Annotated in this window: 13 protein-coding genes; 9 read left to right on the top strand and 4 right to left on the bottom strand. The window is 65.9% G+C overall.

Features of this window, described 5'->3' with window-relative positions; translation table 11 throughout:
- The first annotated feature begins 72 nt into the window (after positions 1–72).
- From ABFP37_RS13530 to ABFP37_RS13505, 6 genes are all read left to right on the top strand, one after another.
- Positions 73–1,029: a sugar ABC transporter permease gene (locus ABFP37_RS13530; RefSeq protein ID WP_078026545.1), complete on the top strand. Its 957-nt coding sequence runs from the start codon at positions 73–75 to the stop codon at positions 1,027–1,029.
- 12 nt (positions 1,030–1,041) lie between these two features.
- Positions 1,042–1,971 (top strand): carbohydrate ABC transporter permease, encoded by a 930-nt coding sequence (locus ABFP37_RS13525; RefSeq protein ID WP_078026546.1) that lies wholly within the window; start codon positions 1,042–1,044, stop codon positions 1,969–1,971.
- Positions 1,972–2,044: 73 nt separating this feature from the next.
- A complete protein-coding gene (locus ABFP37_RS13520) occupies positions 2,045–3,388 on the top strand; it encodes a sugar ABC transporter substrate-binding protein (protein WP_078026547.1) in 1,344 nt (447 codons plus the stop codon).
- Positions 3,389–3,527: 139 nt separating this feature from the next.
- Positions 3,528–5,708 (top strand): alpha-galactosidase, encoded by a 2,181-nt coding sequence (locus tag ABFP37_RS13515; RefSeq protein WP_078026548.1) that lies wholly within the window; start codon positions 3,528–3,530, stop codon positions 5,706–5,708.
- 153 nt (positions 5,709–5,861) lie between these two features.
- Positions 5,862–6,338, top strand: a complete 477-nt coding sequence (gene aroQ / locus ABFP37_RS13510) for a type II 3-dehydroquinate dehydratase (RefSeq protein ID WP_078026549.1) — start codon at positions 5,862–5,864, stop codon at positions 6,336–6,338.
- Positions 6,339–6,340: 2 nt separating this feature from the next.
- On the top strand, positions 6,341–7,378 hold the full coding sequence (locus ABFP37_RS13505) for a DUF2332 domain-containing protein (RefSeq protein ID WP_078026550.1): 1,038 nt from the start codon (positions 6,341–6,343) through the stop codon (positions 7,376–7,378).
- Between the two features lie 63 nt (positions 7,379–7,441).
- Here the strand turns inward: ABFP37_RS13505 and ABFP37_RS13500 are convergent, their stop codons facing one another.
- A complete protein-coding gene (locus ABFP37_RS13500; RefSeq protein WP_078026551.1) occupies positions 7,442–8,626 on the bottom strand; it encodes a MarP family serine protease in 1,185 nt (394 codons plus the stop codon).
- A gap of 194 nt (positions 8,627–8,820) precedes the next feature.
- Here ABFP37_RS13500 and ABFP37_RS13495 point away from each other — a divergent pair, with 194 nt between their 5' ends.
- Positions 8,821–9,498, top strand: a complete 678-nt coding sequence (locus ABFP37_RS13495) for a Crp/Fnr family transcriptional regulator (protein WP_056634704.1) — start codon at positions 8,821–8,823, stop codon at positions 9,496–9,498.
- Between the two features lie 106 nt (positions 9,499–9,604).
- On the opposite strand, the gene ABFP37_RS13490 is transcribed toward ABFP37_RS13495, so the two are convergent.
- The 3 genes from ABFP37_RS13490 to ABFP37_RS13480 are packed head-to-tail and all read right to left on the bottom strand — an operon-like array spanning position 9,605 to position 11,223.
- A complete protein-coding gene (locus tag ABFP37_RS13490) occupies positions 9,605–10,516 on the bottom strand; it encodes an NUDIX hydrolase (protein WP_078026552.1) in 912 nt (303 codons plus the stop codon).
- Between the two features lie 16 nt (positions 10,517–10,532).
- Positions 10,533–11,066 (bottom strand): RidA family protein, encoded by a 534-nt coding sequence (locus tag ABFP37_RS13485; RefSeq protein ID WP_078026553.1) that lies wholly within the window; start codon positions 11,064–11,066, stop codon positions 10,533–10,535.
- Position 11,067: 1 nt separating this feature from the next.
- Entirely contained in the window at positions 11,068–11,223 is a 156-nt protein-coding gene (locus tag ABFP37_RS13480) for a DUF4177 domain-containing protein (RefSeq protein WP_009359196.1), read from the bottom strand.
- A gap of 37 nt (positions 11,224–11,260) precedes the next feature.
- Between ABFP37_RS13480 and ABFP37_RS13475 the strand changes: the two genes are divergently transcribed.
- Positions 11,261–13,573, top strand: coding sequence for a transglycosylase domain-containing protein (locus ABFP37_RS13475; protein ID WP_078026554.1), 2,313 nt, complete (start codon positions 11,261–11,263; stop codon positions 13,571–13,573).
- Positions 13,574–13,575: 2 nt separating this feature from the next.
- Positions 13,576–14,523: a metallophosphoesterase gene (locus tag ABFP37_RS13470; protein WP_347033884.1), complete on the top strand. Its 948-nt coding sequence runs from the start codon at positions 13,576–13,578 to the stop codon at positions 14,521–14,523.
- Positions 14,524–14,573: the final 50 nt, after the last annotated feature.

Below are 14,573 nucleotides of genomic sequence, written 5' to 3'. Positions count from 1 at the left end.
TGCCACTCGGAATCTACTCGTGTAGATTCTCATTCAGTTGTTACCCACATCACAGTCAGGAAAGGGTCGAAGATGACCACCCTTACCAAGCAGCAACAGGACCCGGCAGCCCGGGTCGGACTCCCCAAGGCAGGGAAGCCCGCCCGCAGGAGCCTTACCAACCGCCTCGGCGACCTGAAGGTCGCCCTGTTCTTCATCTTCCCGGCGATGATCGGCTTTGTTCTCTTCTATTTGGTCCCCACCATCCGGGGCGTCTACCTCAGCTTCACCGAGTACAGCATCCTGGGTGACCCCACCTGGATCGGCATCAAGAACTACACCGCCATGCTCGGCGATGAACTGTTCTGGAACGCCATGGCAGTCACCGTCCAGTACGTCGGCCTGAACATCGGCTTCCAGACCGTCATCGCCCTTGGACTGGCCCTCCTCATGCACCGCGTCGCAAAGTCCACATTCATCCGCGGCGCTTTGCTGCTGCCCTTCCTGGTGGCGAATGTGATCGTCGCGCTGCTGTGGTTCTGGATGCTCGACTACCAGATGGGCATCGTCAACGAAATCATCAGCTGGATGGGCCTGCCCCGCATCGCCTTCTTCGGCAGCGAGCAATGGGCCATTCCCACCATCGCCGCCGTCAACGTATGGCGCCACATGGGCTACACCGCCCTCCTGATCTTTGCCGGCCTGCAGTCCATCCCCAACCACGTCTACGAGGTTGCATCACTAGACGGCGCCTCCCCCACCCGGACGTTCTGGAGCATCACCATGCCGCTCCTGCGCCCCGTCATGGTGCTGGTGCTGGTGGTCACCGTGATCGGGTCCTTCCAGGTGTTCGACACCGTGGCAGTGACTACGGGCGGTGGCCCGGTCAACGCCTCCCGCGTCATCCAGATGTACATCTACCAAAAGGCCTTCGGCGAATCGGACTTCGGCTACGCATCGGCACTGTCCGTCATTCTCTTCCTCATTCTTGCCCTGGTGGCCTTCGTGCAAATGAAGTTCCTCAAGGGCAACGAATCGGATCTGGACTAAGGAACCCCAGCCATGAGCACCTCTACACTCACCCGCAAGAAGTCCCTAAATACCGTTCCCGCCAAGAAGCCGGTCAACTGGCGGCGCGTCGGAGCCTGGGCCCTGGTGGCCATCGCCGTAGCCGTCACCGTTGCACCCTTCCTGTGGATGCTGCGCACCGCGTTGTCCAGCAACGCCTCGCTGGCATCCAACGCCGGCAACCTGCTGCCCGCGGACTTCAGCCTCGGCGCCTTCAAGAGGGTCCTCGGGATGCAGAGCCCGGAAGAGGCCATCGCCGAGGGAGGCTCGGGAGCCGCCATCAACTTCTGGCTGTACCTCCGGAACTCGGTGATCTTCGCCAGCGTCACCACCGCCGGGCAGGTCTTCTTCAGCGCGATGGCAGCCTACGCGTTCTCCCGGCTCCGCTGGCCCGGACGGAACGCCGTGTTCGCCCTGTTCCTGGCCACCATGATGGTCCCGCCGATCTTCACCGCGCTGCCCAACTTCCTCATGATCAAGAACATGGGCCTGCTCAACACGTTCGCCGGAATGACGCTGCCCTTCCTGTTCATGACCCCGTTCGCCATCTTCTTCCTGCGCCAGTTCTTCCTCAGCATGTCCCGGGAAGTGGAGGAAGCCGCAATGCTCGACGGTGCCAAGCACCTGAGGATCTTCTTCCAGATCGTCCTGCCGAATGCCGCCGCCCCCCTCGCCACCCTGGCGCTGCTGACCTTCATCGGCCAGTGGAACGAATACTTCTGGCCGCTGCTGGTGGGCCAGGACGAAAACGTCCGCGTGCTCACCGTGGGCCTGGGCGTCTTCAAGTCCCAGTCCCCGCAGGGCGCCCCGGACTGGACCGGACTGATGGCCGCCACGCTGGTGGCCGCCGTCCCCGTGCTCCTGCTGTTCATCGCCTTCGGCAAGAAGGTGGTCAACTCCATCGGCTTCTCCGGCATCAAATAAGCCTCTCCCTCCAGACAACCCCGTCAAACCGCCGCTTCCGGCACGCCCTTGCACCACCCAAGAAAGGTCCATCATGAAGAAAACTATCGGCGCCGTCGCTGCCGCCGCAGCCATCGCCCTTTCCCTGTCCGCCTGTGGCGGCGGATCCGCCGCCCCGTCCGCCGAGGCCAAGGGAGAAATCAACTACTGGCTCTGGGACGCCAACCAGCTCCCCGCGTACCAGCAGTGCGCCACCGACTTCACCAAGGCCAACCCGGACATCAAGGTCAAGATCACCCAGCGCGGCTGGGACGACTACTGGACCACCCTAACCAACGGCTTCGTCGCCGGAACGGCACCGGACGTCTTCACCGACCACCTTTCCAAGTTCCCCGAATACGCCTCGAAGAAGCAGCTGCTCGCCCTGGACGACGCCGTCCAGAAGGACGGGGTCAAGCTGGACGTCTACAACAAGGGCCTCGCCGATCTGTGGGTGGGCCAGGACGGCAAGCGCTACGGACTGCCCAAGGACTGGGACACCGTCGCCATGTTCTACAACAAGAAGCTCGTCAAGGATGCCGGCTACACCGAGGAGCAGCTGAAGAACCTCGACTGGAACCCGCAGGACGGCGGCAGCTACGAGAAGGCCATCGCCCACCTCACCGTGGACAAGAGCGGCAAGCGCGGCGACGAGGCCGGCTTCGACAAGACCAAGGTGGCCACCTACGGCCTCGGCCTCGAGTCCTCCGGTTCCGGCCAGGGCCAGACCCAATGGAGCTTCCTGTCCGCCACCACCGGCTGGACCCACACGGACAAGAACCCGTGGGGCACCAAGTTCAACTACGACGATCCCAAGCTCCAGGAGACCATCAAGTGGTGGGCCGGTCTCGCGGACAAGGGCTACATGCCCAAGCTTGAGACCACCGTCGGCGCGAGCGTCTCAGACGCCTTCGGTGCCGGCAAGGCAGCCATCAACACCAACGGATCCTGGATGATCGGCCAGTACACCAGTTACAAGGGTGTCGAAACCGGAATCGCCCCGACCCCCAAGGGACCTGACGGCAAGCGCGCCAGCATGTTCAACGGCCTGGCCGACTCCATCTGGGCCGGCACCAAGAACCCGGCTGCTTCCGTGAAGTGGGTCGAGTACCTGGCCTCCAGCGCCTGCCAGGATGTCGTGGCCTCCAAGGCCGTCGTCTTCCCCGCCATCAAGAGCTCCTCCGACAAGGCCGCCGCTGCCTTCAAGGCCAAGGGCATTGACGTCAGCGCCTTCACCACGCACGTCACGGATGGCACCACCTTCCTGTTCCCCATCGCTGACAAGGCCGCCAAGGTGGACGGTGTCATGAAGCCCGCCATGGACGCGGTTGTGTCCGGCAAGAAGGACGCCAGCTCCCTGACCGACGCCAACGGCCAGGTCAACTCCCTCTTCAAGTAGGGAACAAACTGGGCGACAATCGAAGCCCAGGCATCCACCGCAGCACCACGTTTACGGGCCGGCACAGCACACCCTGTGCCGGCCCCGCAACGGCTTTCCCTACCTACCGCTTTTGCTCCTCACCGAAAGAGAACTTCCTATGGATCCCCTGCACCTCCGTTCCGCCGGCACCAGCCTGGTGATCAGCTTCAGTAGCGGGGAGGCCGAGGTCATCCATTGGGGTGCCGACCTCGGCACCGAGCTCCCGGACCTCGCCATCCTCGCCGAACCCATCCCCAACTCCGCCATCGATGCCACCGTTCCTGCCGGGCTTCTCCCGCAGGCATCCTCGAGCTGGCGCGGACGGCCGGGGCTGCGCGGCCACCGCATTGCCGACGGCGTTTCCGGGCTCGACTTCTCCGCCCGCCTTCGCGCCGTGCATGCCGCCGTCACGGGCAACTCGGCGGTCGTGGTGCAGCAGGATGCCGACGCCGGCATCACCGTGGAATCCACGCTCGCACTGCACGACGGCGGCCTGCTGGAACTGCGCCACACCGTCACCAACGACGGGACCTCGCCTTTCCAGCTCGACGAACTGGCCACGGTCCTCCCGGTGGCGCCGGACGCCGTCGAACTCCTGGACCTGACCGGGCGCTGGTGCCGGGAACGGCACCCGCAGCGCCGGCCCATCCAGCAGGGCACCTGGGTGCGCACCGGACGCCATGGCCGCACCGGCCATGACTCCTCGCTCCTTTTCGCCGCGGGCACCGCCGGCTTCGGCAACCGCCACGGCAGGGTCTGGGCCACGCACCTGGCCTGGAGCGGCAATCACGAACAGTTCGCGGACACGCTGGCTGACGGGCGGACCATGATCGGCGGCTCCGAACTGCTGGGCCCGGCCGAGGTGGTCCTCGGACCCGGCGGCAGCTACACCACCCCCGCGCTCTTCGCGGCCTACTCCGACCGCGGCCTCGACGGAATCAGCGAGGCCTTCTACAGCTGGTTCCGTTCCCGTCCGCACCATGTGCTGCCGGCAGCGGGCGGCGGAAAGCAGCGCCCCGTGGTGCTCAACACCTGGGAAGCCGTCTACTTCGACCACGACCTCGGCACGCTGATCGAACTCGCCGACTCCGCCGCCGACCTCGGCGTCGAGCGCTTCGTCCTGGACGACGGCTGGTTCCGGGGCCGCCGCGACGACAAAGCCGGGCTGGGCGACTGGTTCGTGGACGAGACCCTGTGGCCGGACGGGCTGACTCCCCTCATCGAGGCCGTCACCACCCGGGGCATGGAGTTCGGCCTGTGGGTGGAACCCGAGATGATCAACCTCAATTCAGACGTCGCCCGCGCCCACCCGGACTGGATCGTCGGCCCGGCCGCGGCCTCCCACAAGGACGGCGGCCGACTGCCGCTGCAATGGCGGAACCAGCACATCATCGACCTCGTGAACCCGGAAGCCTGGCAGTACATCTTCGACCGGATCAATGCCCTGCTGCGTGAGAACAACATCAGCTACCTCAAGTGGGACCAGAACCGGGACCTCACCGAACACGGCCACGCCGGCCGGTCTTCCGTCCACGAGCAGACCCTCGCCGCCTACCGCCTGTTCGATGAACTCCGCAAGGTCCATCCCGGCGTCGAAATCGAAAGCTGCTCCTCCGGCGGCGCGCGCGTGGACCTCGGGATCCTGGAGCGCACGGACCGCATCTGGGCCTCGGACTGCAACGACGCCCTGGAACGGCAGACCATCCAGCGCTGGACCGGCATGGTGGTTCCGCCGGAGCTCGTGGGCGGGCACATCGGGCCCACCACGTCCCACACCACGGCCCGCACCCACGATCTGTCCTTCCGCGCCATCACGGCACTGTTCGGCCACTTCGGCATGGAATGGGACGTCCGCGAGGTCCAGGGCGCAGAACGCGACGAGCTCAAGCGGTTCATCGGGCTCTACAAGGAGCACCGCGGGCTCATTCACAGCGGCCGGATGGTCCGTTCGGACGTTCCCGACGACTCCTTCATGCTTCATGGCGTGGCGGCCGGCGGAGAAGTTTCCGCCGGCGAGACTGCGGCCCTGTTCGCACTGGTGAGCACCCGGACGTCGTTTGCCGAGCAGCCCGGACGGATCACGGTTCCGGGCCTGGAAGCTGACCGCAGCTACCGCCTCGAAGCCGTATTCCCGGCACCGGGCGATGCCGACTACGCCCACACCTTCACGCAGATCCAGGCACCGGCGTGGCTGGCGTCCGGGGCGGAAGCCAATGGCAAATTCCTGGCCCAGGTGGGGCTGCCCATGCCGAACCTGAACCCGGAGCACGCTCTGCTCCTGAAGGTTACGGCGCTCTGAGGGAAAACGTTGGCCGGATGAACCGGGCAGAATGAACCGGTGGCCGGAGGCGGGTATTCCCGCCACCGGCCACCGGCGTGTTCGGGGAGGCCTGGCGTAACGAAAGTTCGGCCGAGAAGGGGACCGGCGGCGCGACGCGATAGATTTGCACCCATGACTGAAGCCCCCTCCGCCACCGAAGCCGGCCGCGGCACCATCCTTGTCCTCAATGGCCCCAACCTGAACCTCCTGGGCACCCGCGAGCCCGAGAAGTACGGCACGGCAACGCTGGCCGACGTCGAACAGCTGGCAAAGGACGCCGGGGCGGCGCACGGGCTGGACGTTGAGTGCTTCCAGTCCAACCACGAGGGCGCGCTGGTGGACGCCATCCACGCGGCCCGCGGCAGGGCGATCGGCATCGTGCTCAATGCCGGCGCCTACACCCACACCTCGGTGGCGATCCGGGACGCCATCTCCGCGGTGCAGCTGCCTGCGGTGGAGGTCCACATCACCAACGTGCATGCCCGCGAAGAGTTCAGGCACCACTCCTACCTTTCGGACATCAGCAAGGCCGTAATCGCGGGCGCCGGGATCATGGGCTACCGCTTCGCGGTGGAATACCTCGCCGACCTGAATGCCGGCAAGGCCTGACAATGCCTGCCGCGGCCCTGGGCACCGCAGACTGGTACCGGCATTTCGGCACGGTTGATGCCCCGGGTTCGTCAGCCTGCTATGCCGACTGGTCGCTGCACATCGCCGACGACCCCGCGCTGATCGCCCGGATCGACCAGTGGCCGCACAACAAGCGCCAGCCGCTGCTGCTCCTGGCCGCTGCCCGCTACCTGGGCGCCAAGGTGTCCCCCTACGGCCAGTTCCGGACGTTCCTGGATGCGCATTGGGCGGACATCTCGCGGACTGTCCTGTCCCGCGCCACGCAAACGAACGAGGTGGGCCGCTGCGCCACCCTGCTGCCGTCCCTGGCAGCCATCTCCGCCGCCGAACTAAAGCCCCTCGCCCTGATCGAGGTGGGCGCCTCCGCCGGGCTTGCCCTGTTCCCGGACCGGTACGGCTACGAGTACGACGACGGCGCAACAGTCACGCGGCTGCTTCCGGAACCCCGCCCCGAGGGACAGCCGCCGGCACCCGTGCCGCCCGTCCTGCGGTGCGCTGTCTCCGGCGCGGTTCCCCTGCCGGACAAGCTCCCCGAGGTGGTGTGGCGGGCCGGGATCGACCTGAACCCCCTCGACGTCGGAAACGACGACGACGTCGCCTGGCTGGAAGCGCTGATCTGGCCCGAACAGGACTTCCGCCGCGAACGGCTGCGGAAGGCGATCGGCGTCGCGCGCGAAAACCCGCCGCTGCTGGTGGCCGGCGACCTGAACCAGCAACTGGTGTCCCTGGCCGGCCTGGCTCCGGCCGACGCGGCACTGGTGGTGTTCCACAGCGCCGTCATGGGCTACCTCAGTGCGGACGGCCGCTCACGGTTCCGCGCTACGGTGCAGGACCTGGCGGCCGGCCGCGGGTGCCACTGGCTGTCCAACGAGGGCGAAACGGTGATTGCCCAGGAGGACGGGTCCAGCGTGGTTCCGGAGATGGCGCCAGGCAGGCTCCGGGGAAACTTCCTGCTGCTCCACAACGGCCGGCCGGTGGCCATTACGGGTCCTCACGGGCAGAGCCTGGAGTGGCTCTAGCCGTGGGTTGGGGCTGCAGGGCTGCAGCCTGTGGCCGGAATCACCTGTTTTAGGACCGCCCACTTACTTCTGGATGCACTGGCCTGACGACACGGCGTTGCTGAGGCTCGGCGCCCTCTCCGCGACGGGCCGGAGGTCGATCATGGGGATGGCAAAGCCCAGCGCCGTGTTTGACGTGGCCTTCGCGAAGATCACTCCCGCCACCTGACCTCCGGTGGTCAGCAGCGGCCCGCCCGAGTTCCCGGGCTGGACGTCGCCGGCCAGCTTGTAGACCTCGTCCGGGACGGGGTTGTTCCCGTAGATGTCCGGCACCAGCACGGTGGAGATGCCCTGCACCGTGGCGGGCTTGGACTGGTAGGGACCGCCATGGGGATAGCCGGCAAACGCGGCGCTGGTGCCGGCCGGCAGGTCCGGGCTCAGGGCCAGCGCTGCGGCGGGCAGGCCGTCGACGGCGAGGACGGCGAGATCGCGCTTGCTGTCGAAGTAGACCACCCGGCCGGGCATCGCCCCGCCGCCTGGAATCTCGACGACGGGCTGCGACACGCCCGCCACGACATGCGCATTTGTGACAACCCTGCCGGGCGACACGACGAAGCCTGTTCCGGTCTGGTTCTGCCCGCACTGGAACGCCGTGCCCGCGATCTTCAGGACCGAACCGGCGGCCCTGTTCAGGGCGGGGGTGTCGGTGTTGGCATCGGGAACAGGGACCTGCTGTTCCTGCCCGATGCCCTCGATCAGCCTGGGGATCCCGTCACCGATCACCGCCGACCGAAGCTGGGCCATGGCGGTCTTCACCGGGTAGGGCGTCAGCCCGTCGATGAAGCGGATGACCTTTGATTCGGCAAGCTGCTGGGAGACAAAGGGCACGCCGAGGGAGCTGATACTGAAAGCCAGCATGGACATGACCAGCGCTGCCACGACCAGATTCACGGCGCCGCCAACCGTCCTGTCCACGGCGCGGAGCGGTTTCAGCCGCACGGCGCTGCGGATGCTGCGGCCGATCATGGTGCCCAGCGCGTTGCCGAGGACCACCAGCACGACGGCGGTGCCGATGATGGCGGTCAGCCTCCAGCTGCTGTCTTCCACGAAGTTGCTCACGATCGGCACCGACAGGAATGCCGCGATGGCGCCGGCGGCAAATCCCGCAAGGCCACCGACGGTGACCAGGAACCCGTTGCGCAGGCCGTAAATCAGGTAGGACAGGAGCGTCAGGATCAACGCAAGGTCCAGAACGGTCAGGCCAAACACGCGGTCTCCTCACAGGCAGCTTCGCCCCGATTCTACTGGCGGAGTCTGACAATTTGCCGTGGACCGCAAGGGGCCCGCCGCGGCTGCCTAGCGCCTTTTAGGGCGTTTCAGCTGCCAAGTACGTCACAGATCGTTCAAAATTCTGAAACAATGGCACAAGCGCCCCCAGACGACACTTTTAATCAGGAGAATTCATGGACATCGAGGTATTGCGCCGCGCACCCCTTTTCGCCACGCTGGACGACGAAGCTTTCCGTCTGCTGACGGACGAGCTGACCGAAGTTGACCTGTCGCGTGGGGCATCCGTTTTCCGCGAGGGTGACCAGGGTGACCAGCTGTACTTCATTGTCTCCGGCAAGGTGAAGCTCGGCCGCACGTCCCCCGACGGCCGCGAATCCCTGCTGGCCATCCTTGGCCCGGGCGAGCTCTTCGGCGAGATGGCACTGTTCGATCCCAGCCCGCGCACCGCCACGGCCACGGCCGTCTCGGAAACGCGTCTGGCCGGGCTCAAGAACGAGAGCCTGAACTCCCTGCTCCGCACCCGCCCGGAGGTCTCTGCGCAGCTGCTGCAGGCGCTGGCACGCCGCCTGCGCCGCACCAACGACTCCCTCTCCGACCTCGTCTTCTCCGACGTCCCCGGCCGCGTGGCCAAGGCCCTCCTGGACCTGGCCGACCGCTTCGGCCGCCCCGCGACCGACGGCGTCCTGGTGGCCCACGAGCTCACCCAGGAAGAGCTCGCCCAGCTGGTGGGAGCCTCCCGCGAAACGGTCAACAAGGCCCTGGCCGAGTTCGTCCAGCGCGGCTGGCTGCGCCTTGAGGCCCGCGCCGTGGTCATCCTGGACATGCAGCGCCTCCGCCAGCGCTCCCGCTAAGCGTGAAATGACGCGCAAAGGTCCCTAGGACACAGAAAATGCCTGGCGACACCGGAATTCCGGTGTCGCCAGGCATTTCTCGTGTCGCCAGGTGATTTCGGCAGCCCTAGCGCTCCCGCTGGGGCTCTCCGGCTACGGTCTTTGCGGCCTCGACCTCGAGCATGAGGGTGCCGTTTTCTTCGACCAGCTTGGGCTGGTAGACGTGCGGGGTGCGCTTGTAGCTGAGGTAGGCGATGCATCCGTTGGCCGCCGCCATTTTCTCGAGCATGATCTCGGAACCGGGCACCAGCAGCTGGCCGAGTTTGAGGCCCACGGTGTTTTCCTGGCCCACCTCATCGCCCAGGGCGGTGGTGTCGCGTTCGCTGACCACCTTGGTGACGCACACCCACCGGCCCCAGACGCCTTTGCTCGCGAGCAGGCTGGGCTGCTGGTTCATGGGGACAGTCGCTGCGAAGTACCGCGTGTTGAAGCGGCGGTGCGCGAAGTCCGGGCTGAGCCAGTTCACGAGGGACTTGAGCAGGTCGGTCCGGACGGACAGCCCGCGTTTGGCCAGCACGTCGGTGAACGACTTCTCCTGGGAAGCGACGGCCTCGCGCGCCTTCATCCACTCGGACGTGGACGTGGCCTCCACGGTGGAGGACAGGTCCGGTCCGGCCAGGAGCACGCCGGTCTCCTCGAACAGTTCGCGGATGGCGCCCACCACGTGGCGGCGCGCCAGCCCGACGTCGTCCGTCCCCATCTGCTCGGCCCAATGCTGCGGTGAGGGGCCCAGCCAGCCGACGGGGTCGTCGTCGGACGCATCCAGGGAGCCGCCCGGAAAGGCGAGGACGCCCAGTGGCGAAGACCCCGGCCGGTACCCCAGCCAGGTCTCCAGGCCGGTGGGCGAATCTCGGAGGAGTACCACCGAGGAGGCCAGCCGGGCGGCGCGCGGCGTGCGTTCGCCGTGTTCTACCCAGCTTTGTGCTGCCCCTTCGAGTTCGGGAGGTAGTACAAACAGGCGACGTGCTAGCTGGGGCAAAGGAAGCGACCGGTCCTTAGCTGAATTCGGCGATCAGTTCGACTTCTACGGGAGAGTCGAGCGGCAGGACTGAAACACCGACGGCGGAGCGGGCGTGCTGGCCCGCGTCACCCAAGACCCGGCCAAGGAGCTCCGACGCGCCATTGATGACGCCCGGCTGGCCGGTGAAGGACGGGTCCGAGGACACGAAACCCACGACCTTAACGATCCGGGTGATGCGGTCGAGGTCGCCGATGACGCTCTTGACGGCGGCCAGGGCGTTGACGGCACAGACGGCGGCATAGGCCTTGGCGTCCTCGGGCGACACGGTGGGCTCGTCGGAGGTTCCTTCCGTTCCGGCGGACACCTTGCCCGTGGCTTCGAGCTTGCCGTCAATGAACGGCAGCTGTCCGGACGTGTAGACGTGGTTGCCGCTGATGACGGCCGGCACGTAGGCAGCCACGGGGGCTGCCACTTCCGGGAGGGTCAGCCCGAGCTCGGCAAGGCGCTGTTCGACGGCGGACGACGGCGCCGCCGCAGCGCCGGAAGCGGTTTCCTGGGGCGTGGTCATGCTACTGCTTCTCCCTCTTGAGGTAGGCAACCAGACCGTTGCCGTCGGGGCCGGGGACTACCTGGACGAGCTCCCAGCCGTCCTCTCCCCACTGGTCCAGAATCTGCTTCGTGGCGTGGATGATGAGCGGAATCGTTGCGTACTCCCATTTGGTCATGAACTAAAGCCTAGTACTTGCCGGTAAACTGGAGAACATGGCGACTCGTAGGAACCCTTTATTCGACACGGCCACCACCCTCGGAAAGATTTTAGGTTTCCTTGGCGTGAGCGCTATTTGCGGTGTGTTGGTGGCCGGCCTTTTGGTTCCGGCCGCCGCTGTTTCAGGCAGCACAGCCAGTGGCTCGATCGAATTCTTCGACACTCTCCCGGCGGAGCTGCAGGTGGACCCGCCCAGCCAGTCGACCAAGATTTTGGCAGCGGACGGGAGCGTCATCGCCAACCTCTATGCGGAGAACCGCACCCGCGTGCCGCTGGACCAGATCTCCCCGTACATGAAGGACGCGGTGATCGCCATTGAGGACAACCGCTTCTACGAGCACGGCGGCGTCGACACCACAGGCATCCTCCGGGCACTCGTGGCCACGGCCCGGGGCAACAAGCAGGGTGCGTCCACCATCACCCAGCAGTACGTCAACAACGTCCTCAACGCCTCGCTGGAATCCGAAGGCCGCACCGCGGACGTCAAGCTCAACGGCGTCAACAAGGGCGTGGGCGACAAACTGCGCGAAATGAAGCTCGCCATCGCCCTGGAGAAGAAGTTCACCAAGGAACAGATCCTCGAGGGCTACCTCAACATCGTGTTCTTCAACCGGGACGCCTACGGCATTGAGGCCGCTTCGAAGTTCTTCTTCAGCACCTCCGCCAAGGACCTCACACTCCCCCAGGCCGCTCTTCTTGCCGGCCTGGTCAACAGCCCTTCGGCCTTCGATCCCATCACGCACCCGGAGAACGCCAAGGTCCGCAGGGACCTGGTGCTGAACGCAATGCTGGCCCAGGGCAAGATCACCAAGGCCCAGCACACAGCTGCTGTTGCCACCCCGGTCAAGCCCAAGGTCACGCCGGCACGCCAGGGCTGCGCTTATTCACCAACTGCGCCGTACTTCTGCGACTACGTGCTGCACCTCCTGCTCAACAACCCGGCCTACGGCGCGGACGCCACCGAGCGTGAAAAGAAGATCTTCCGCGGCGGCCTGACCATCAAGACCACCCTGAATCCCAAGGCACAGAAGGCCGCCCAGGACCAGGTGAACGCGTCCGCGGGGGCCAACCCGGACAAGTGGGGCGCGGCGCTCGTTTCGGTCGAACCCAAGACCGGCAAGATCACGAATATGGCCCAGAACACCTCGTGGTTCCCGGGGAAGGGAAAGTTCGACTCCCAGATCAACTTCAGCGTGGATCAATATGACGATCAGGGCAATGACCTGAACGGCCTCGGAGGCGCCCAGCCGGGATCCACCATGAAGCCGTTCACCTTTGCCGAATGGCTCGACGAGGGCAAGTCGATGAACACCATCGTCAATGCGAGCCAGCGCCGGTACCCGCAGGACTTCCCGTGGAGGAACACATGTTCCACGCCCACCGTCGGCTGGTATGACAGCAGCAACGGAACCGATGACCTCCAGAACGCCGAAGAGGGCTACTACCGGAACATGACCGTGCTGGACGGCCTGAAGAACTCCATCAACACGGCGACCTTTGCTTCAGCTTCCCAGGTTGACCTGTGCGGCATCCAGAAGGTCGTGGACGCGGTTGGACTGCACGGCGGGCTGCCGGTCCGCGACAAGGAAACGAACGCCATCGTTGATGCGAATCCGAAGGTCACCATGACCACGCTGGGTAACCTGCTTGGTTCGACGCAGACGGCTCCGCTGACCATGGCCAGCGCCTTCGCCACGTTCGCGAATGACGGCAAATACTGCGCCCCGATCGCCATCACGTCCGTGACCGACCAGACGGGGGCACAGCTCCCCGCCCAGTCGAGCGCCTGCCGGGATGCCGTCAAGCCCGAGGTGGCCCGCGGCGTGAACTACGCGCTCCAGCAGGTCCTCAACGAGGGCTCCGGTTCGCTCATCGAGCCCCGGATTTCCACCCGGACCACGTTCCCGATCGCTGCCAAGACCGGTACGTCCAACAACAACGGCTCCACGTGGGTCGTCGGCCACACCTCCGGGCTTGCCACCGCCGCCTGGTTCGGTGATGCGCTGGGCGCCCAGGACCGGGCCGGCCAGAACGTCACCGTGAACGGCAAGTTCTACACCGGCATTGACGGCTACATGATCGCCGGTCCCATGTTCTCCCAGTTCATGTCCCAAATCGCTCCCACCTACGGCACCGATCCGTTCCCGGAACCGCCGTCCAACCTGCTCTATGGGACCCCGGAGTTCCAGCCTTCGGTCCCCGTACCGAACAACCCCCAGCCCCCGCAGACCGGCAACACGGGCGGCAGCACCGGTAACGGAAACGGCAACGGAAACGGCAACGGCAACGGCAACAAGGGGAATGGCTGACGGTGATCGACACATCGCAGCTGGCGAGCCGCGTCCGTAGCATCGGGCGCGGCATTGCCGTAACCGCCGGAGCGGGAGCGGTGGCAGCCCTCGCGGCCACGAGTTACGGGTTGTGGGAGAAGAACCAGTTTGTGCTGCGGGAAGAAACCCTTCCCATCCTGCCTGCGGGCCGGGACCCGTTCCGGATCCTGCACCTGAGCGACATCCACTTTGTTCCGGGCCAGAAGGCGAAAGCGGAATGGCTGCGTTCGCTGGCCGGGCTGAGGCCCGACCTCGTGGTGAACACCGGCGACAACCTCAGCCACCCCAAGGCGGTGGATCCGCTGCTGACGGCGCTGGCACCGCTCCTGGACTTCCCGGGCGTCTTCGTTCCGGGCTCCAACGACTACTACGCTCCCCGGCTCAAGAACCCGGCGTCGTACCTGCTCGGCCCCTCCAAGGCCAAGCAGGACGAGGAGGAACTTGATTGGCCGCGCCTGCGGTCCGGCTTCGGCATGGGCGGCTGGGTGGATCTGACCAACCGGCACCAGTCGATTGTGCTCAGGGGCATGCGGTTCGATTTCTCCGGTGTGGACGATCCCCACCTCAAGCGTGAACGGTATGCGGGCTGGCCGCGGGGCACCAGGGGCCAGGACGCAACCGAGCACCTGCGTGTGGCCGTCATCCATGCCCCGTACCAGCGGGTGCTGGACCACTTCACCGAGGACGGCGCGGATCTGCTGCTGGCAGGCCACACGCACGGCGGCCAGCTCTGCATCCCCGGATACGGCGCCATCATTGCCAACTGCGACATTCCCACTTGGCGCGCCAAGGGACTCCACGACTGGCAGAGCAACGGACATACGACGCCGGTCAACGTCTCGGGCGGCATCGGCACCTCGCGCTTCGCCCCCATCCGTATCGCCTGCAAGCCTGAGGCCGTACTGCTCACCCTCACCGCCCGTCCCTGAGTTCTGACCCGTGTGAACCGGGTCACCGATGGCATAGGGTAGTTGCTACG

The sequence above is a fragment of the Burkholderia sp. RS01 genome (genome assembly GCF_039748055.1).
In the GTDB taxonomy this organism is placed as follows: domain Bacteria; phylum Actinomycetota; class Actinomycetes; order Actinomycetales; family Micrococcaceae; genus Arthrobacter.
Note: the sequence above shows the minus strand (reverse complement) of the source record. Positions and strands in the feature narration are given on the sequence as shown.

Excerpts from the sequence above, each read along its gene's own strand:
- ABFP37_RS13475 (WP_078026554.1), top strand. The coding sequence starts at position 11,261 with ATGGCGACTCGTAGGAACCCTTTATTCGACACGGCCACCACCCTCGGA.
- ABFP37_RS13520 (WP_078026547.1), top strand. The coding sequence starts at position 2,045 with ATGAAGAAAACTATCGGCGCCGTCGCTGCCGCCGCAGCCATCGCCCTT.
- ABFP37_RS13525 (WP_078026546.1), top strand. The coding sequence starts at position 1,042 with ATGAGCACCTCTACACTCACCCGCAAGAAGTCCCTAAATACCGTTCCC.
- aroQ (WP_078026549.1), top strand. The coding sequence starts at position 5,862 with ATGACTGAAGCCCCCTCCGCCACCGAAGCCGGCCGCGGCACCATCCTT.
- ABFP37_RS13480 (WP_009359196.1), bottom strand. The coding sequence starts at position 11,223 with ATGACCAAATGGGAGTACGCAACGATTCCGCTCATCATCCACGCCACG.
- ABFP37_RS13515 (WP_078026548.1), top strand. The coding sequence starts at position 3,528 with ATGGATCCCCTGCACCTCCGTTCCGCCGGCACCAGCCTGGTGATCAGC.
- ABFP37_RS13530 (WP_078026545.1), top strand. The coding sequence starts at position 73 with ATGACCACCCTTACCAAGCAGCAACAGGACCCGGCAGCCCGGGTCGGA.
- ABFP37_RS13495 (WP_056634704.1), top strand. The coding sequence starts at position 8,821 with ATGGACATCGAGGTATTGCGCCGCGCACCCCTTTTCGCCACGCTGGAC.
- ABFP37_RS13505 (WP_078026550.1), top strand. The coding sequence starts at position 6,341 with ATGCCTGCCGCGGCCCTGGGCACCGCAGACTGGTACCGGCATTTCGGC.
- ABFP37_RS13485 (WP_078026553.1), bottom strand. The coding sequence starts at position 11,066 with ATGACCACGCCCCAGGAAACCGCTTCCGGCGCTGCGGCGGCGCCGTCG.